Annotated in this window: 15 protein-coding genes; 4 read left to right on the top strand and 11 right to left on the bottom strand. The window is 74.8% G+C overall.

Annotated elements, in window-relative coordinates:
• Positions 1-208 precede the first annotated feature (208 nt).
• From ACFV6D_RS08055 to bldG, 3 genes are all read right to left on the bottom strand, one after another.
• Positions 209-934, bottom strand: coding sequence for a hypothetical protein (locus ACFV6D_RS08055; protein ID WP_063348695.1), 726 nt, complete (start codon positions 932-934; stop codon positions 209-211).
• A 496-nt stretch (positions 935-1430) separates the two neighbouring features.
• Entirely contained in the window at positions 1431-1850 is a 420-nt protein-coding gene (locus ACFV6D_RS08050; protein ID WP_063348694.1) for an ATP-binding protein, read from the bottom strand.
• Between the two features lie 165 nt (positions 1851-2015).
• Positions 2016-2357 (bottom strand): anti-sigma factor antagonist BldG, encoded by a 342-nt coding sequence (gene bldG, locus ACFV6D_RS08045; protein ID WP_049659132.1) that lies wholly within the window; start codon positions 2355-2357, stop codon positions 2016-2018.
• A gap of 221 nt (positions 2358-2578) precedes the next feature.
• On the opposite strand from bldG, the gene ACFV6D_RS08040 reads away from it, so the two are divergent.
• Positions 2579-5110, top strand: a complete 2532-nt coding sequence (locus tag ACFV6D_RS08040) for a DEAD/DEAH box helicase (RefSeq protein ID WP_380558896.1) — start codon at positions 2579-2581, stop codon at positions 5108-5110.
• Here the strand turns inward: ACFV6D_RS08040 and ACFV6D_RS08035 are convergent.
• The 7 genes from ACFV6D_RS08035 to ssd form a co-directional block, all read right to left on the bottom strand.
• Positions 5105-5605, bottom strand: a complete 501-nt coding sequence (locus ACFV6D_RS08035) for an Rv3654c family TadE-like protein (protein ID WP_380335663.1) — start codon at positions 5603-5605, stop codon at positions 5105-5107. The genes ACFV6D_RS08040 and ACFV6D_RS08035 overlap by 6 nt on opposite strands.
• Positions 5593-5952 carry a TadE family type IV pilus minor pilin gene (locus ACFV6D_RS08030; protein ID WP_380335660.1) on the bottom strand — a complete coding sequence of 120 codons (360 nt, stop codon included), beginning with the start codon at positions 5950-5952 and terminating at the stop codon, positions 5593-5595. The genes ACFV6D_RS08035 and ACFV6D_RS08030 overlap by 13 nt, the downstream gene beginning before the upstream one ends.
• Before the next feature lie 292 nt (positions 5953-6244).
• Positions 6245-6517: a DUF4244 domain-containing protein gene (locus ACFV6D_RS08025; RefSeq protein WP_063348693.1), complete on the bottom strand. Its 273-nt coding sequence runs from the start codon at positions 6515-6517 to the stop codon at positions 6245-6247.
• Positions 6518-6650: 133 nt separating this feature from the next.
• Positions 6651-7238 carry a type II secretion system F family protein gene (locus ACFV6D_RS08020; RefSeq protein ID WP_380558894.1) on the bottom strand — a complete coding sequence of 196 codons (588 nt, stop codon included), beginning with the start codon at positions 7236-7238 and terminating at the stop codon, positions 6651-6653.
• A 185-nt stretch (positions 7239-7423) separates the two neighbouring features.
• A complete protein-coding gene (locus tag ACFV6D_RS08015; RefSeq protein WP_380335768.1) occupies positions 7424-8413 on the bottom strand; it encodes a type II secretion system F family protein in 990 nt (329 codons plus the stop codon).
• Positions 8414-8629: 216 nt separating this feature from the next.
• Positions 8630-9979: a TadA family conjugal transfer-associated ATPase gene (locus tag ACFV6D_RS08010; protein WP_363370478.1), complete on the bottom strand. Its 1350-nt coding sequence runs from the start codon at positions 9977-9979 to the stop codon at positions 8630-8632.
• The gene (gene ssd, locus ACFV6D_RS08005; protein WP_063348677.1) at positions 9979-11103 is read right to left on the bottom strand and encodes a septum site-determining protein Ssd; all 1125 of its coding nucleotides are present in this window, start codon (positions 11101-11103) and stop codon (positions 9979-9981) included. Before ssd ends, ACFV6D_RS08010 begins: the two co-directional genes overlap by 1 nt.
• A 727-nt stretch (positions 11104-11830) precedes the next feature.
• Between ssd and ACFV6D_RS08000 the strand changes: the two genes are divergently transcribed.
• Complete coding sequence (locus tag ACFV6D_RS08000) at positions 11831-12730, top strand: HAD family phosphatase (RefSeq protein ID WP_079135773.1); 900 nt, start codon at positions 11831-11833, stop codon at positions 12728-12730.
• Between the two features lie 436 nt (positions 12731-13166).
• Here ACFV6D_RS08000 and ACFV6D_RS07995 read toward each other — a convergent pair whose 3' ends face one another.
• Positions 13167-14057, bottom strand: a complete 891-nt coding sequence (locus ACFV6D_RS07995) for a hypothetical protein (protein ID WP_063348676.1) — start codon at positions 14055-14057, stop codon at positions 13167-13169.
• A 218-nt stretch (positions 14058-14275) separates the two neighbouring features.
• On the opposite strand from ACFV6D_RS07995, the gene ACFV6D_RS07990 reads away from it, so the two are divergent.
• Positions 14276-15283 (top strand): ATP-binding protein, encoded by a 1008-nt coding sequence (locus ACFV6D_RS07990; RefSeq protein WP_063348675.1) that lies wholly within the window; start codon positions 14276-14278, stop codon positions 15281-15283.
• Between the two features lie 421 nt (positions 15284-15704).
• Complete coding sequence (locus tag ACFV6D_RS07985) at positions 15705-18134, top strand: SulP family inorganic anion transporter (RefSeq protein ID WP_380335651.1); 2430 nt, start codon at positions 15705-15707, stop codon at positions 18132-18134.
• Positions 18135-18271: the final 137 nt, after the last annotated feature.

The raw sequence follows: 18271 nt of genomic DNA, 5'->3' as shown, positions 1-18271 counted from the left end.
CGCCCCGCGCCACCCCCAACTGGGCGGGGGGGTTGGGGTGGAGACGGGGGATCCTCACCACCCCGCATTGGCCCCCCCCCCGGCCCGGGGGGCCCGCCGGGTCCGGGGCGGGTCGGGGGCCGTCTTCGGGGCCGCCTTCGGGGGCAGGGTCGGGCACCCTCCGGTCCGGCGCCGGACCGGCCGGCCCGACGGCCCGACGGCCCCGGGCTCAGCTCGCGCTGGGCACGGGGGTGGTCGGGGTGGTCGGCGGGGCGGCGGGCGGGCTCGCCGGGGTGGTGTCGGTGCCCGCGGAGGGGGTGGTCGACGGGCTCGCGCCGTCCGTCGCGCCGGGCGCGGGCGTCCCACCGGGCGCCCCGGCGCTCGGGGTGGCGGACGCGCCGCCCGGGGCCGCGGCGGCGGGCTTGCAGCCGTCCTGCTTGGCCATGGCCGCGCCGAGGTCGCCGCGCTGCAGCTTGCCCTGCGCCTGCGTGGACAGCGAGGCCAACTGCTGGATCTGGTCCGAGATGCTGCGCAGGCCGTCCGCGAACTTCGACTGGTCGGTGTTGGTCACGGCGTCCAGCTTCTTCTGGATGTCCTGATAGCCGTCGGCCGCCTTGGTCAACTCGGCGACGGCGTCCTTCTGCAGGTTCTCGCCGTCCTTCACCTTGGGTACCCCGGCTGCGGTGATGGCCGCCGCGATGTCCTGGTTGGTCTTGGCCAGCCGCCCGATGTCCGTCGAGAGCCGCTTCTGCAGCTCGGTCGGGGTCTCGCCGGTCTTCACCTGGGCGGTGTCGGCGAGCGCGGCCTGCGCCTGGACGATCGGGTCCTTGGCCGAGCCGCAGACGTTCGACGCCCAGGACTCCAGCTGCTTGCCGTTGTCGTCGCCGCCGCAGCCGACGGCGCCGAACGCGAGCAGCGCGCCGAGGACGGGTACGGCCAGCAGTCGCTTGTTCACCGGGAGGAGCCTTTCGGTTTCGGTCGTCTTCGGTCGTCGAACCTACACGGCCGATGTCCGCCGCCTGCCGACCGGTTCCCGGGCCCCGGGTTGCCCCCACCGGGTGCCCGGCCCCGCTCGGGCGCGCTCGACGCGGATCGGGCGGATCGGATCGCCGGGCCGGACGGCGCGCGGCACGCCGACCGGCGTGCCGAAGTAGACCTCTTCGCTCCCGGTGCTCACCGAGGAGCTGATCGGCAGCTCGGCCCGGAGCGCCTCGGTGGTGGGTGCGGCCTTCAGCGTGGCGGCGGCCTGTCCGGCCTGCCTGGCCTGTCGACCGGCCGCAGAATGCGAATCCGCAGGGGCTTCCTTGTCGCGACGGGTCCGATCACCGATCGGACCCGGTCGTGCCGGAAGCAGCGAACCGCCAGATTCAACAACGTTTCAACGCGTCCCAGAGGACCGGGCCGACGCCCGGACCACCCCGGGCACGCGAGGCACGCCGAAGGCCGGGCCCTCAGACCACCACGGACTCGACCGAGACCGGCCAGCTCATCCGGATCAGGCCGCCGTCCGTGCCGTTGGTGACCTCCAGGTCCTCGACCAGGCCGGTGATCACGGCGAGGCCGAGGGTGTCCTCGTCCGGGTCCGCCCCCTCGGCGGCACCGGGGGCCGGGACGGCGGCGGGGCCGGCCTCGTCCTCGACCTCGATGAGGAAACGCTTCTCCTGGTCGGTCAACGCGACCCGGACCGTGCCACCGATGCCGCCGCGCTGGTGCAGGCCGACCGCACGGGAGCAGGCCTCACCGACCGCGAGCCGTACCTCGTCGAGCACCGACTCGTCGACCCCGGCCCGTCTCGCGACGGCCGCGGCGACCAGCCGGGCCGTTCGCACGTGCTCCGGAAGCGCGCTGAATCGAAGTTCGACGGTTGCCATCTCTCCCCTTCGGGGTGCTCCGACCAGGGCCGACGATGCGGCCCCTGCGGGCCGGCGGAACCGGCCCCGGGGCGGCCGGGAAGCACCGGGGCCCGCAGGCCCCGGCACCCCGGACGCTTGGAACGAACGGGCCGGCCTCCACGGGCACGGGCCGGCCCGGCCGCGTCAGTCGGTCGCGTTGACCGCGTCGTCCACCGAGGTGTGGATCGGGAAGACCTTGGTCAGGCCGGTGATGCGGAAAATCTTCAGGATGCGCTCCTGGTTGCAGACCAGGCGCAGCGAGCCCTCGTGGGCACGCACCCGCTTCAGACCGCCCACCAGCACACCGAGACCGGTCGAGTCGAGGAAGTCAACGCCTTCCATGTCGACGACGAGGTGGTACTTGCCGTCGTTGACGAGCTCGACCAGCTGCTCCCGCAGCTTCGGGGCGGTGTACACATCGATCTCGCCGCCAACCTCGACGACCGTACGATCGCCGACTGAACGGGTCGACAGGGACAGGTCCACGGAACCTCCAGCACCTTGCCTTGCTACGTCATGTGCGATCCTCGGCCGGCCGGCCGCCACCGCATGGTCGCGAGCCCGGGCGCGCCCAGCCACACGTGGCAAGCCTCGGCGCTGCGACCCACGGCCATCCGGCCGTCACGGCCACATTCAACCACCTGCGACCATGCCCGCACGATGGCTTACGACGATTCTCCGTCACGCCGGTGACACACTGGGTCCTCATGCCGCCCCGACACAGCCTGCCCGAGGCACTGCTCACGACCCTGTCCACCAGCCGGGGGCGGTCCGACCGGCTCACCCATACGGAGCACCTTCCCGCCCGACCTGCGCGTTATGCGCCGTGGCCCGAGTCGATCCGGCCCGAGATCGTGGCCGCCGCCCTCGCCGTCGGCGTGGAGCAGCCCTGGGCGCACCAGGCAGAAGCGATGAATCTGGCCAAAAGCGGTCAGACTGTGGTGATCGCCACAGGCACCGCCTCGGGCAAGTCGCTCGGCTACCTGGCCCCGGTCCTCAGCGACCTGCTGGACGGCACCGAGGCCCGCAACGGCCGCGGCGCCACCGCGCTCTACCTCGCCCCGACCAAGGCGCTCGCCGCCGACCAGCGCCGCCGGGCCGCCGAACTCGCCCCGCCCCGGGTCCGACCCGCCCTCTACGACGGCGACACCCCGCCCGAGGAACGCGAGTGGGTCCGCCAGTACGCCTCGTACGTGCTCACCAACCCGGACATGCTGCACCGCGGCATCCTGCCCGCCCACGCCCGCTGGGCCTCCTTCCTCAAGGTGCTGCGCTACGTGGTCGTCGACGAGTGCCACAGCTACCGGGGCGTGTTCGGCTCGCACGTCGCCCAGGTGCTCCGGCGGCTGCGCCGCATCTGCGCCCGATACGGTTCGTCACCCACCTTCCTGCTCGCCTCCGCCACCACCGCCGACCCGGCCGCCACCGCCGAGCGCCTGACCGGCCTGCCCGCCCGGGCGGTCACCGAGGACGCCTCGCCGCGCGGACCGATGGTCTTCGGCCTCTGGGAGCCGCCGCTGACCGAGAACGTCGGCGAACACGGCGCGCCCGTCCGCCGCACGGCCACCTCCGAGGCCGCACACCTGCTGACCGACCTGGTCGAGCGCCAGACCCGCACCGTCGTCTTCGTCCGCTCCCGCCGGGCCGCCGAACTCGTCGCCCTCCAGACCCAGGACCAGCTCGGCCGACCGCTCGCCGACCGGGTGGCCGCCTACCGCGGTGGCTACCTCGCCGACGAACGCCGGGCCCTGGAACGCGCGCTGCACACCGGCCGGCTGCTCGGACTCGCCTCCACCTCCGCTCTCGAACTCGGCGTCGACGTCTCCGGCCTCGACGCCGTCCTGATGGCCGGCTACCCCGGCACCCGGGCCTCGCTCTGGCAGCAGGCCGGGCGGGCGGGCCGCGAGGCCCAGGGCGCGCTGGCCGTCCTGATCGCCCGGGACGACCCGCTGGACACCTACCTGGTGCACCACCCGGAGGCGCTGTTCGCGGCGCCCGTCGAAGCCACCGTGCTCGACCCGGACAACCCCCACGTGCTCGCGCCGCACCTGTGCGCGGCAGCCGCCGAACTCCCGCTCACCGACGCCGACCTGGAGCTGTTCGGCCCTTCCACCGCACCGCTGCTGCCCGTCCTGGAACGGCGCGGCCTGCTGCGCCGGCGCAGCGACGGCTCCTGGTACTGGACCCGCCGCGAACGCGCGGCCGACGCCGTCGACCTGCGCGGCAGCGGCGGCAGCCCGGTGCAGATCGTCGAGGCCGACACCGGCCGCCTGCTCGGCACGGTGGACGCCGCGGCCGCCCACACCACCGTCCACACCGGGGCCGTCCACCTGCACCAGGGCCGCACCTTCCTGGTTCGGGAACTCGACCTGGAGAACTCGGTCGCCCTGGTCGAGCCGGCCGACCCGCCGTACACCACGGCCGCCCGTGACATCACCTCCATCTCCGTGCTCGACACCGACACCACCGTTCCCTGGGGCGAGGGCCGGCTCAGCTTCGGTTCGGTGGAGGTGGTCAACCAGGTGGTCGGCTACCTCCGGAAGCGGATCTCCACCGGGGAGATCATGGGCGAGAGCAAGCTCGACCTGCCGCCCCGCACGCTGCGCACCCGCGCGGTCTGGTGGTCCGTCACCGAGGACCAGCTGCTGGACGCGGACCTTCCGCTCGACCAGCTGCCCGGCGCCGCCCACGCCGCCGAACACGCCTCGATCGGCCTGCTGCCGCTGTTCGCCACCTGCGACCGCTGGGACATCGGCGGCGTCTCCGTCCCGCTGCACCCCGACACCGAACTGCCCACCGTGTTCGTCTACGACGGCCACCCGGGCGGGGCCGGCTTCGCCGAACGCGGCTTCCAGCGGGCCGTCGAGTGGCTGACGGCCACGCGCGAGGCGATCGCCTCCTGCGAGTGCGAGCGCGGCTGCCCGTCCTGCGTCCAGTCACCCAAGTGCGGCAACGGGAACGAGCCGCTGGACAAGGCCGCAGCCGTCCAACTGCTGGACGTCCTGCTGGCCGGCGCCCCCACGACGGCAGGCTCCGGGACGGCAGGCGCCAGGACGGCGGACCCCTCAGTGGACCCTGGAGCGGCGACTCCCTCAGCAGACTCCTCAACAGGCCCTTCAGCGGACCCCTCAGCGGACCCCTCAGCGAGCTCCGAAACGGACCACGAGACGGACCCCGAGAAGGACTCCGGGGCGAAGCCCGAGCCGAGCGCGGACGGTGGGCCGCCGACCGGCTCATGAGCCCGCCGCCGAGCCGCCGGTCGGCCCGCCGAGGCCGTCCTCGGCGGCGGTGACCCCGGCCCGCACCGGCCCGGCCCGCGCCCTCGCCCGCGCCGGGCCGACCGGCAGACGCGCCGGCAGCCCACCGACCGTCACCTCGGCCACCACCTCGACGGCGTCCCCCGTCCGGTCCACCGTGCAGGACACCAGACCGGCGCCCTGCGCGGCGGCGATCCCCTCGGCCCGCCCACACCCGCCGTCCGGGTCCAGCAGCAGCCGGTCCGCGGCCGCGAGGGCCGCCAGGTCGGCGGCCGACTCGGCCCGGTGCCGCGCGGCGACCACCGCTCCGACCGCGATCGTCCCGGCGAAGACCGCCGTGCCGAGCATCGCCAGGGCGAGCAGCCAGACCGTCGCCGAACCGGCGTCCGGCCCGCGCCCGCCGACGGCGGCCGCCCGGGCGGTACGAGTCCTCGCCCACCGCCGCACCCCCGACCGCACCCCGGTCAGGCCGGCCATGAACCACCACCTCCCGCGATTCCCGCTCCTCCCGTGACCCCCACGAGGGTGTCCTCCCGCGCCGCCACCGCGGTCGCGCCCAGCCGTACCGCGAGCAGCCCGCCGAGCCTGCCCGGCGCCCCGCACGGCGCGTCCACCTCCACCCGCACCACCTCCGCCGCCATCGCCACCCGCACCTGGGCCCCCGGCGGCGCGGCCGCGCGGGCGAGTTCGGCGGCGTCCGCCTCCCCGCGTGCGGCCGCCCTGGCCCCGACCCGGGCCGCGTCCACACAGCGGATCTGCGCGGCCGCCGCCAGTACGCCCCAGATCAGCATCGCCGCGAGCAGGACGAGCGCCGGCAGGGCCACCGCGGTCTCCGCCGTGACGAAGCCCGCATCGCCGCGACGGCCCGGCCGCAGCGACCGCGCCCGCCCGCCACCACGTGCCGCCGCCAGGCCAGGGCGAGCCTTCGGTCTCCCGCCATTCGCCCGGAGGCGGTGCGCGGCGGCGTCGGGGTGCGCGCACCGAACGGCAGCGGAGGGGCACGACGCGGAGGGGGCACCTCCCGGCTGAAGGCCGGGGGACGCCTGCCGGCCGACGGCAACGCGACGAGAAGCATTCCCCAACACCGCTGCGCAGGCGGGAGTTCGCGGACGGTCGCTAGGTCGCATGAAGCGCCCGTTCCAGTGAATCGGTCAGCGCCCCCATGATGGTCGCGCTGGTCACCACCTTGTACAGCCCGGCCGCGAGGGCACACGCGGCCAAGGTGCCGACGGCGTATTCCGCCGTGGTCATCCCGGCGTCCGACCGGCCCCGGCTCCGGGCCATCCCGCGCATCCGGCGGGCCGCCCAGCGGCTCCTGCGCCGCCACACCCCGGGCGCCTGACGGAGCGCGCGCCCGCTGCCGGGCCTCGTTGCGATCACTGCAGTCATGAATCTCTCCTGTCTCCGAAATTCCGAAATACCGATGTCCCGCCATACCGATGTCCCCGATGCCTCCTACGCGGCTGCCGCCGACGCCGCTGCCCACGGCTCCGCCGCCGATCCGCTTGGCGCGGCCCCGCGTTCACCCGCCCTGGGCGAAGCGGGTGGTGAGGCCGATGACGACCGGCACCACGCCGATCAGGACGAAGGCCGGGAGGAAGCAGAGCCCGAGCGGAGCGGTGGCGAGCACCCCCGCCCGGCGGACCCGGGCTTGGGCCGCCCGGGCCGCCGCCGTCCGCCGCCCCTGCGCGAGCCCGATCAAGGGCCCGGCCGCCGGAGCCCCGCCGAGGCTCGTCCGAACCAGGCAGCGGGCCAGCGGGGCCAGCGACGGGTGCTGCTCGCCCAGACGGCTCCAGCACAGTTCCGGCGGTGCGCCCAGGGCCAGTTCGGCACCGATCGCGACCAGCCGGGGCCCCATCGGTGCCCCCACGCTCCGGCCGACCGCCGACACCGCTGCCGAGGGTGAGGCCGCCGAACCGAGGCAGGCCGCCAACAGCTCCGCACTCAGCGGGAGTTGCCTGGTCAGCAGCTCCTCCTCCAGGACCGCCCGCCGCTCCGTCGGCGACCGCACCCGGGCCGACCACCGGTGCACGCCCGCCGCCAGCAGCGCCCCGACGACCACCCCGACGGCGCCACCGAGCAACACCGTCGCGCCGGCCCCGGCACCCACGGCCAGGGCCACAGGCCGCCAACGCCCGCCACCACGACCACGACCACGACCACGACCACCAGATGCCGGCGGCACCCGCACCAACACCCGCCCGAACAAACGCCGTTGTCGCGCCCACCCACGCACCAGCACCACACCGGCCACCATCACCGGCCCCCCGGCGATCACCCACCCGACTCCCCGGATCACCCCGACACCACCTCCGCCCGCGCCTGCACCCGCGCCCGTACCCGTGAGAGCCCGCAGCTCCCGCCACCACCAGAGCCCCACGCCCCGGCGACCCGCCGGGGAGCCTCCAGGGCACCCTGAGCGCCCTGAGCCGCCGCCCGGACGATGCGCGCCGTCCAGAGCACGCCCAGGCCCTCCAGTGCCGCCCCCGCCGCGAGGCACCCCAGCCCGGCCGGCGTGTGCAGCAGGATGCCCACCGGCCGGGCCCCGAGCGCCGCCCCCAGCAGCAGCCCGGCGGCTGGCAGGGCGGCCAGGACGGCGATCGTGGTCCGCGGCCCCGCCAGTTCCCCGGCGATCTCCTCCGCCAGGGCCCGCTCGCCGCGCAGCGCCTCCGCCACCCGGTCCAGCGCGACGGCCAGCCCCGACCCGCCGTCGGAGGCGACCTGCCAGCAGGCCGCGATCGCCGACGCCCCGCTCCCGCCCGGCAGTTCGGCGAGCAGGTGCAGCGCGGCGGGCACGTCCCCGCCATACCGGCCCGCCGCGAGCCGCGCCACCGGCTCCTCGCCGAGCCGGCGCAGCCCGTCCGGGTCGGCCGCGAGGCGGGCCGTGACCAGGTGCAACGCCTGTTCCGGCGTCGCCCCGCCGCGCAACTCCCCTGCCAGCCCTGTGCAGAGCTCCACCACGGCGGCCGCCCGCCGCCCGGCCTCCACCGTCACGCGCCGTCGCAGCCGCCACCGCCGCAGCGGCAGTACGGCCAGCCCGGCGGCGAGCACCGGCAGCGGCGAGGAGGTCGCCTGCCCGGCCGCCAACCCCACCGGCAGGAGCAACAGTTCGGGCGCCAGCCAGTCGGACGTCCGCGGCCGGGCGCGCCCCGCGGTCACCGCCGGCGGGCCCGGCACCGGAACGGGCGGGGGCCCGCTGCCGGCCAGCACCAGCCTGTACCGCCGACCGCCCGGCAGCTGCTCCTGCACCGCACGCCATGCGGCGACGGCCAGCAGACACAGCACCAATGCCCAACAGAAAGAACTCTGATCACTCATCACGTCAGGACCCTCCCGGTCGTCGGTCTTTCCTGTTCCACGCCCCGAGCAGCGTCAGGGCGCCCGCCGCGCACCCGCCCAGCAGCAGGACGAACGCGAGTTCCGCCGCCCGCACGGCCGCACTCGCCAACCCGGCCGCACCCACCAACCCGGCTGCACCTGCCAACCCGGCCACCGCCGCCGTCACGTCGGCCCCGCAGCGAGCGACACCCCGCGCACCGCCAGCAGCCCGACCAGTCGCTCCCAACCCGCCCCGGGGACCAGACCGCCCGCCACCGGGAACTCCACCGCCGGGGTGGTGACGGCCAGGCCGTCACGGCCGGCGGCCAACGTGTGGATCTCCGCCACCCGGCGGCGCCCCGAGCCCGGCTCCCTGACCAGGTGCACCACCAGGTCGAGTGCGGCCCGGAGTTGGCTGTGCAGCGCGGGCCGGTCGAGCCCGGCGAGCGAGCCCAGCGCCTCCAGCCGGACCGGCACGTCCGCCGCCGTGTTGGCGTGCACCGTGCCGCATCCGCCTTCGTGCCCGGTGTTCAGCGCGGCCAGCAGGTCCGACACCTCGGCCCCGCGGACCTCTCCGATCACCAGCCGGTCCGGACGCATCCGCAGTGCCTGCCGGACGAGGTCCCGCAGCGTGAGCTCACCCAGCCCCTCCTGGTTGGGCGGTCTGCTCTGCAACCGGACGACGTGCGGATGGGCCGGCCGCAGTTCGGCGGAGTCCTCCGCGATGACGATCCGCTCCTCCGGCCCGACCAGGCCGAGCAAGGCCGCGAGCAGCGTGGTCTTGCCCGTGCCCGTCCCGCCGGACACCAGTAGCGACAGCCTGGCCCGCAGGATGCCGGCCAGCAGGCCGGCGCCCTCCGGCGGCAGCGCCCCGCCCGCCACCAGTTCGTCGAGCGTGAACGGCTGGGGCCGGCAGACCCGCAGCGAGATGTGCGTGCAGCCGGCCGCGATCGGCGGCAGTACGGCGTGCAGGCGGGTGCCGTCCGGCAGCCGGGCGTCCACCCAGGGCCGCGCGTCGTCCAGCCGCCGTCCGGCCGCGGTGGCCAGCCGGTGGGCCAGCCGCCGTACCGCCTCGGCGTCGGCGAACCGGATTCCGGTGGCCCGGTGCAGGCCGCCGCCACGGTCGACCCACACCTCGTCCGGACCGTTCACCAGGACGTCCGTGACGTCGGGCGCCGCCAGCAGCCGCTCCAGCGGGCCCGCACCCACCAGTTCGGCGCGCAGCGAGCGCACGGTGTCCAGGACTTCGTCCCCGCCGAGCGGCGGCCGGGTGGCCCGCAGCACGGCCGCGACCGACCCCGCCGTCGGGGCGGCACCCGACTCGGCCAGCCGCAACCGGACCGCGTCCACCAGCTCCGCCGTCCGCTCCTCCCGGGCGGTGCGCCCGTACGGGCATGGGTGGCGCGGCGCTTCGGGTGGCCCGCCGGGCGGCGGCACGCTCCTGAGCGGCCGGTGCTCCCGCGCACCGTCGCCCCGGCTCTTCGGACCGCCCCCCGCCCGCACGGTGGGGCCTGTTCTGCGCAGACGGACCATCAGTACACACCTCCTCCGACCGCCGGCACCGGCGGCAACACCTCGTCCAGGAAGGTCTCGCAGAAGCGCGCGAGCGGGCCGCCGTCCCGGATGCCGGGCGGGACGCCCTTCTCGACGTCCTCCGCCAGGCCGGGCTCCGGCTCCAACTCCCCCGCGAGCTCCAGCCGCAGCCCGCGGGCGATCCGGTGGGCCGGGAGTCCGAAGGTGCGCGGTGACCGCACCACCGCCCGGACGTCCCCGAGCCGCATCCGGGCGGCCGCCGCGACCCGGTCGGCGGCGGCCACCGCGCGCAGTTCGGCCGGCACCACCAGCAGCGCCAGGTCGGACTGCTCCAGCGCCTGCCCGGCGGCCGCGTCGAGATGGCGCGGCACGTCGACGACGACCAGCCCGCCGCGCCGCCGGGAGGCGGCCAGCACGCTGCGCATGGCCTCCGGCGGCACGGTCAGGGTGTCGCCGCGGTCCCAGGACAGGCAGGAGAGCGCGGAGATCCGTTTGAGCACCGGTAGCGCCCTGGCCAGTTCGACCCCGCTGACCCGCCCGCGCGAACCGGCCAGATCGGGCCAGCGCAGCCCGCGGGCCGCCTCGCCGCCGAGCAGGATGTCGAGGCCGCCGCCCAGCGGATCTCCGTCGATGAGCATCGTCCGCCGCCCCGCCCGCGCGGCCGTGACCGCGAGGGCGCAGGCCAGGGTCGAGGCCCCGGCCCCGCCCCGGCCGCCGAGCACGGCGACGGTGAGCGCCGGGGAGCCGGCGCCCTCGGCCGCGTCGGCGATCCGGTCGAGCAGCCAGGCTTCGGCGTCGGGGAGGAACAGCACGTGCTCGGCGCCGAGTTGGACGGCTCTGACCCACACCCCGGCGTCGTCGAGGTCCAGCCCGAGCAGCAGCACCCCGCCGCGCCGGCCGAGCCCGGCGCACCGGGCGGCCTGGTCGTCCCCGATGAGCACCAGTGAGGCGCCCTCCCAGAGCTCGCGCGGCGGTGGTGCGCCCCGGATCAGCCTCGGTTCGGTGCCGGCGGCCGCGCAGAGCCGCAGCAGGTGCTCGGCCAGGCCCTCGTCCTCGGTGACGACGAGCGGACCGGTGGCCCCGGGCCCTTCGGTGGTGGCGTGGTCGGCGATCGGCGTCGACATGGCGGGCTCCCCTCTGCGCCGACGGCCGCCAGGGGCGGTCCGGGGCGCACGTCGGACGGTTCCGGCGAACGGCCGCCCGGCAGACCTCGTGGGAGAGAGGGAGGTGAGATCCGCCCGGCGACCGCCGCCGACCATCACGGTGGGGGGAGATCGGGATTCCGTCATCCACGATGCGAATCCCTGTGGATAACTCGTGGGCTGTGGAGGAAAACGTTCACCCGGGCGGGGGATTAATCGTCAAAGAATTGACGATCGGGGATCACGGAGACGAACCGGAAGCCCGTCGCGCCCCCCGCCGGCCACCCGGCGAACCCTCCCGAAGGCCGCTCGGACACCCCGCCGCAGCAGCCCGGCCCACCGATCGGAACCAGCCGAAGAGCCATGGGCAGCCATGAGCAAATGGCGACACAGAGTGACGAAAGGTGGTCAGTGGACCAGGGTGTCGACACCCCCTGTACACCGTCGGCGGGGCGGCCGCGGCGCTCGCCGCGAAGGGCCTTCAGGCCCTGAAAATGGCCCCGGACGTGCGACGACCCCCGCCGGGGGGGAGAGCGGGGGTCGTCTATCCACAGCCCGACTCGGGGGGGAGGAGCCGGACCGGGTTAGCACGGTCGCGAACGATCCGTGACTTCCATGGTGTACCCGAGCGGCCAGAAACACAAACCCGCACGCCCACGAGTACACCGAATGGCGGCCTGTTTTGCGGCTCCCTCTATCCTCGGTTCCCGTGGACACCACCGAGAACGCCGACGACCACGCCGACGAGTCCCCGGGCGAGGCCACCGGGCCCGCGCAGACCCGCTCACCCGTTCGCCCCAGGCCGGGCGGGCCGCGCACGGCGGCCTTCTTCGACCTGGACAAGACCATCATCGCCAAGTCGAGCGCGCTGGCCTTCAGCCGCCCGTTCTACCAGGGCGGTCTGATCAACCGTCGGGCCGTACTGCGCAGCGCGTACGCCCAGTTCGTCTTCCTGGTCGGTGGCGCGGACCACGACCAGATGGAGAAGATGCGCGAGTACCTCTCCTCGCTCACCCGGGGCTGGAACGTCCAGCAGGTCCGCGAGATCGTCGCGGAGACGCTGCACAACCTGATCGACCCGATCATCTACGACGAGGCCGCCTCACTGATCGAGCAGCACCACGCGGCCGGTCGGGACGTGGTGATCGTCAGCAGTTCGGGCTCCGAGGTGGTCGAGCCGATCGGCGCGCTGCTCGGCGCGGACCACGTGATCGCCACCCGGCTCAAGGTCGAGGACGGCTGCTACACCGGCGAGATCGAGTACTACGCCTACGCCGAGAACAAGGCCGCCGCCATCCGGGAGTTGGCCGAGTCCGAGGGCTACGACCTGGCCGCTTCCTACGCCTACAGCGACTCCTCCACCGACCTGCCGCTGCTGGAGGCCGTCGGCCACCCGTCGGCGGTCAATCCCGACCGCGCGCTGCGGAAGGAGGCCCAGGCCCGGGAGTGGCCGGTGCTGGTCTTCGACCGGCCGGTGGAACTGCGGCGGCGGCTCCCGGAGTTCTCCGCGCCGAGCGGCTCGGTGCTGACGGCCGTGGCGATCGGGACGGCGGCCGTGACCGCCGGGGTCATCTGGTACCTGGCCCACCGGCGCCGTCCGGAGGCCTGAGCCGCCCGCCGCGGGCCCGCAACACAGGCAAACACCGGCCACCCACCGCAGGCCTCGCAACGCAGGCAAATCAGACAATCAGCACAGAGTTCACTTTTCGGGTTCCCCTTTCGCCCGAAACGCGATACAAATGAAGCACGGCCCGCGAGACCCGGTCAGGACCCGAAGAGGTCAAACCGACAACGCAGTTAAGGCCCCACGGACCGCGTGTACAGATAACCGAGCACCCACATGCAGCCGACCCGCTGTCGGGCCGCTGGACCAGACGAACGGGCAGGATCCCCGTCTGATCAGCACTTCCGGTGCATGCATGGTCACCCGGTATCTGCACCAGCGGCGGCACCAGGCAGGATCAGGTGCCGCCGCATCTTCGTGTCAGAAGCGCCAGAAGCTCCGGAAGAGCCCGCGCCCCCGCCCGTGCCCCTCCCGCGCCCGCTCAGACCATCCCGCGCTGCATCGCCTCGCAGACCGCCGTGCTCTCCCGCACCCCGAGCCGCAGCGCCCGCCCGCAGTGCGCGATCCAGGCCGCCATCCCCTCGGGCGTGCCCGCCAGGTAGCCGGCCAGGGCCCGCCGGTAGGCGTCGGTGCCGAGTTCCGCCAGCCCGACCTCGGCCGGGCAGATCGACTTCGGGTCAAGCCCCTCGGCGAGCAGCACGATCCGCTGGGCGGCCCGCGCGATCACGCCGTTGTACGCGCCGAACGGCCGCAGCGCGAGCAGTTCGCCGTGCACCACGGAGGCGACCACCAGGGCCGGCGTCCCCACGCCCTGGCCCTCGGCGCGCGCCACCAGCAGCCGGGAGAGCTGGTCGAGCCGGGCCGCGACCTCCTCGGCACCCGGGGCGGGCGGCAGCACCGGCAGCGGCTCGTCCACCTGGGCGACCTCAACGCTCTCCACCGGCTTGAGCCCCAGCGGGAACAGCTCCTCGACGCCCTCGCCCGCGCGGCGGGGCCGCCCGGCGGACGGCTCGCCGTCGCCGACGGCGAGCAGGTGCAGCCGGGCCAGCACCTGGAGCGGCGAGTGCCGCCAGATGCTGAGCAGCTGGCCGGCCTCGGCGGCGATCCGCAGGGCCGCGCCGACCGTCCGGGCCTCGGGGTCCGCGCTGAAGTCGCTGCGGCGCCGGACCTCCTCCAGCGGCCAGTCGGCCCCGGCCAGCGCCGCCGACGCGCGGGCGCCGCGCAGCGCGGACTCGGAGGTGACCTCGGCCGCGCGGCGGCGCATCACCCGGTGACCGTAGAGCCGGTCGACGGCCTTGCGCACCTCGGCCACGGCGTCGGGCACCCCGGGGAGCTGGGCCAGCGGGGCGAGGGGATCTGTTCCAGTGCTCACCTACCCGAGAGTAATGAACAGCCGGCCCCTCTCGGAACAGCAACCCCGGATCACCCGTTAGAGGCAATCCTCACTTCCCTCCGCCGAGGAGGCCCAAACCCCGGCTAGCATGGCCACTATCGGAGACGATAACTATTTCCACTTAGGGGCCTCGGCATGTGCGACCCCTGAGCAGGTGGCCCCCGAGCGCGGGCCCAGAGCGAGAGCCGGAGTCCCAGATGAAGATCGCCTTCGTCGGCAAGGGCGGCAGCGGGAAGACCACGCTGTCCGCACTGTTCATCCGCCATCTGGCCGCCGTGGGCCGGCCGGTCATCGCCGTCGACGCCGACATCAACCAGCACCTGGGCCCGGCCCTGGGTCTGACGGATGCCCAGGCCGCGGAGCTGCCCTCGCTCGGCGCGCACCTGCCGGAGATCAAGGAGTACCTGCGCGGCAGCAATCCGCTGATCCGCTCGGCCGACGAGATGATCAAGACCACGCCGCCCGGCCGGGGTTCGCGCCTGCTGCGGATCGTCGAGGAGAACCCGGTCTACGCCGCCTGCGCCCGCCCGATCGCCCTGGACGAGGGCTCGGTCCGGCTGCTGGCGACCGGCGCCTTCACCGAGGAGGACCTGGGGGTGGCCTGCTACCACTCCAAGGTCGGCGCCGTGGAACTGCTGCTCAACCACCTGCTGGACGGCCCCGACGAGTACCTGGTCACCGACATGACGGCGGGCTCGGACTCCTTCGCCTCCGGCCTGTTCACCCGCTTCGACCTGACCTTCCTGGTGGCCGAGCCGACCCGCAAGGGCGTTTCCGTCTACCGCCAGTACAAGGACTACGCCCGCGACTTCGGCGTCCGGCTGCGGGTGATCGGCAACAAGGTGCAGGGCCCGGACGACCTGGCGTTCCTGCGCAGGGAGGTCGGCGACGACCTGCTCACCACCTTCGGGCACTCGGACTGGGTGCGCCGTCTGGAGCAGGGCGCCGAGCCGCCGCTGAAGTCGCTGGAGCCGGCCAACCGGGCCGTCCTGGAGGAACTGCGGGCCGAGGCCGAGGCCGCGTACGGGCAGCGGGACGTGCGGCGCTACACCGAGCAGGCCGTGCTCTTCCACGTGCGCAACGCGGAGAGTTGGGCCAACGCCAAGGTCGGCGTCGACCTCGTGACCCAGGTGGACGAGACCTTCGTGCTGGGCGGGCTCGGGGTCGGCGGCGAGCGGCCCGCCCCGGCGGGTGCGCACGTCTGACGCCGCTCCGCCCGAACGGGCCGTGGCCCTCCCCCCTTCCCCGGGGAGGGCCGCGGCCCGTTCCGCATGTCCGGACCGCCCGGCGCCGCCAGCAGATTCCCAGCGGTTCGAACACCACCCAATGGGGTGAATAAGGGGGTTTTCCCCTTCCCCCCCGGAATGACGCTGTGCAAAGCTTTCATTACCCTCGGTTTACCGAGTCTTGATGGTCCGTCCCGACGGCCCTCGGCGAGACGTCCCGCACCTCGCCCAGGCCCCTGGCGGGCCCTGATGGTCAAGGTCCGGCCGGTGACACCCGCACTCCCCGCCGCGCCCACGCCATCCCGCCACACCGTCGCGACCCACGACAGCCGATCCGCCCCGGAGCCCCACCCACCGCCGGACCTGACTGCGTTCGTTCCCCCGGACAGACGGGAAGACAGTGACCCTCGGCATCTCCAGCGCCCCCATCGCCTCCGACACCACCGACCACGCACCACCGGGCCCCGGCACCAAGGCCCGCTGGGCCCAGGACCTCTCCGCCTCCCTGGTGGTCTTCCTGATCGCCGTGCCGTTCTCCCTCGGCATCGCGCTCGCCACCGGCGCCCCGCTCACCGCCGGCCTCGCCGCCGCGGCCGTCGGCGGCATCGTCGTCGGACTGTTCGGCGGCACCCCGCTCCAGGTCAGCGGCCCCTCGGCCGCGCTGACCGTGATCACCGCCGGACTGATCGTCCAGTACGGGTGGCGGGCCACCTGCGCCATCACCCTGGCCGCCGGGCTGCTCCAACTCCTGCTCGGCCTGCGCCGGGTGGCCCGGACCGCGCTCGCCGTCTCACCCGCCATCGTGCACGGCATGCTGGCCGGGGTCGGGCTCACCATCGCCATCGCGCAGCTGCACGTCGTCCTCGGCGGCTCCCCGCAGAGCTCCGCGATCGCCAACCTCCTGGCGCTGCCAGGCCAGTTGGCCGGTCCACACCCGCCCGCGCTGCTGGCCGGCTCGGTGACCGTGGCCGTCCTGCTGGGCTGGCCCCGACTCGGCCGGCTCCCCGGCCGCGCGGGCGAGTTCGGCGCCAGGCTGGCCAAGGTGCCGGGCCCGCTGGCCGCCGTCGCCACCGCGACCGCGCTCGCCCTGGCCCTGGACCTGCGGCTCGCCCACATCGGGCTGCCCGCCTGGCAGCCGCACGCCCTCGTGCCCGCACTGCCGCACGGCCCGCTGGCCGGGGTGCTGGCCGCCGTCCTGACCGTCACCGCCGTCGCCGGCGTGGAGTCGCTGCTGTCCGCCGTCGCGGTCGACCGGATGTCCCGCCGTACCGGCGACCTCGACCGCGAACTGCGCGGCCAGGGCCTGGCCAACATCGTCAGCGGGCTGGTCGGCGGGCTGCCCGTCGCCGGCGGCGCCGTCCGCAGCACCGCCAACGTGCGGGCCGGCGGCCAGACCAGGTGGTCCTCGGTGCTGCACGGCGTCTGGGTGCTCGCCGCCGCACTGGCGCTGACCGGCGGGCTGCGCCGGATCCCGCTGGCCGCGCTGGCCGCGCTGGTGCTGGTGGTCGGGCTGCAGATGGTGAGCTTCGCGCACATCCGCAACGTGCACCGGCACCGCGAGTTCCCGGTCTACCTGACCACCGTGCTCGGCGTGGTGGCGCTCGGCGTGCTGTGGGGCGTCGCGCTCGGCGCCGGCACCGCCGTGCTGCTCGCGCTCTACCGGCTGACCCGCGCCCACGTGGACGTGCTGGCCGGCCCGGCCGGCGCGGTCACCGTCCAGACGCACGGGCCGCTCACCTTCACCGCCGTGCCCCGGCTGAGCCGGGCGCTGGCCGGGATCCCCTCCGGCGCCGAGGTCACCGTGGTCCACGACGGATCCTTCCTGGACCACGCCGCGTACGAGACGCTGCACAGCTGGCGGACGGGCCACCAGGCCGCGGGCGGACGGGTCTCGATGGTGACGCGCCGCAGGGACGACGAGGTGCTCGACCCCGACGGCACCGTCCGGGCGGGCAGTTCACCCGGCCCGCACCGCTGCCGGGCCTGGACGCCCTGGGTCGGCCACCACTGCATCGAGCAGCAGGAGGATCCGCACGGCCGGCTGCTGGACGGCGTCCGGGTGTTCCAGCAGCACACCGCCCCGCTGATCCGGCCCGAACTCGCCCGGCTGGCCCGGGAGGGGCAGACACCCTCCCAGCTGTTCCTGACCTGCGCGGACTCCCGGATGGTCACCAGCATGATCACCAACAGCGGCCCGGGGGACCTGTTCACCGTCCGCAACGTCGGCAACCTGGTACCGGCCCCGTACGAGCCCGGCGCGGCCGACGACTCGGTGGCGGCCGCGGTGCAGTACGCGGTCGAGGTCCTGGAGGTCGGCTCGATCACGGTCTGCGGCCACTCCGGCTGCGGCGCGATGAAGGCCCTGCTGGACGGCGTGCACGAGCGCCCAGGGCCGCCCACCCCGCTGGCCCGCTGGCTGCGCAACGGCCGCGGCTCGCTGGACCGGCTCCGCCGGGTCCCCGCCGGGTTCGACGCGCGGCCGGTGGTGGACCTGGTGGAGCAGCTCTGCATCACCAACGTGGTCCAGCAGCTGGACCAGCTGCTGGCCAACCCGGCCGTGGAGCGCCGGGTGGAGGAGGGCACCCTGCGGCTGGTCGGGATGTACTTCGACTTCGCGACCGCCCAGGCCTACGTGCTCGACCGGGCCGAGGGGACGTTCAGTCCGATCGAGGCGCGCATCGGGACGGCAGCGGCCGCAACCGCGGCCGGCCCGGCAGCGCCGAGGACACCGCCGGCCGGGCCGGTGGCGGGCGACACGCCCGAACGGGTGAATGAGGACGGCCGGGTTCCCACCGACGGCACCGAGGACGGCCCCTGGCTGGCCGCCTGAGAGCCGGGCCCGTGTCCCCGCCGGGCGGGCCGGGGCACGGGCCCTCCGGCCGTCGTACGGCGCACCGCCCCGAGGCGGTGCGCCGTATGATGGTCCGTTCGACTGCCGGTCAAAGGTCTACACCAATTACCCGGAGG

The sequence above is a fragment of the Kitasatospora sp. NPDC059812 genome (assembly GCF_042732075.1).
In the GTDB taxonomy this organism is placed as follows: domain Bacteria; phylum Actinomycetota; class Actinomycetes; order Streptomycetales; family Streptomycetaceae; genus Kitasatospora.
Note: the sequence above shows the minus strand (reverse complement) of the source record. Positions and strands in the feature narration are given on the sequence as shown.

What these genes read in the sequence shown, in the direction of transcription:
- ACFV6D_RS08050 (WP_063348694.1), bottom strand. Translation starts at nt 1,850, where the DNA reads ATGGCAACCGTCGAACTTCGATTCAGCGCGCTTCCGGAGCACGTGCGA.
- ACFV6D_RS08040 (WP_380558896.1), top strand. Translation starts at nt 2,579, where the DNA reads ATGCCGCCCCGACACAGCCTGCCCGAGGCACTGCTCACGACCCTGTCC.
- ACFV6D_RS08035 (WP_380335663.1), bottom strand. Translation starts at nt 5,605, where the DNA reads ATGGCCGGCCTGACCGGGGTGCGGTCGGGGGTGCGGCGGTGGGCGAGG.
- ACFV6D_RS08025 (WP_063348693.1), bottom strand. Translation starts at nt 6,517, where the DNA reads ATGACTGCAGTGATCGCAACGAGGCCCGGCAGCGGGCGCGCGCTCCGT.
- ACFV6D_RS08010 (WP_363370478.1), bottom strand. Translation starts at nt 9,979, where the DNA reads ATGGTCCGTCTGCGCAGAACAGGCCCCACCGTGCGGGCGGGGGGCGGT.
- ssd (WP_063348677.1), bottom strand. Translation starts at nt 11,103, where the DNA reads ATGTCGACGCCGATCGCCGACCACGCCACCACCGAAGGGCCCGGGGCC.
- ACFV6D_RS07990 (WP_063348675.1), top strand. Translation starts at nt 14,276, where the DNA reads ATGAAGATCGCCTTCGTCGGCAAGGGCGGCAGCGGGAAGACCACGCTG.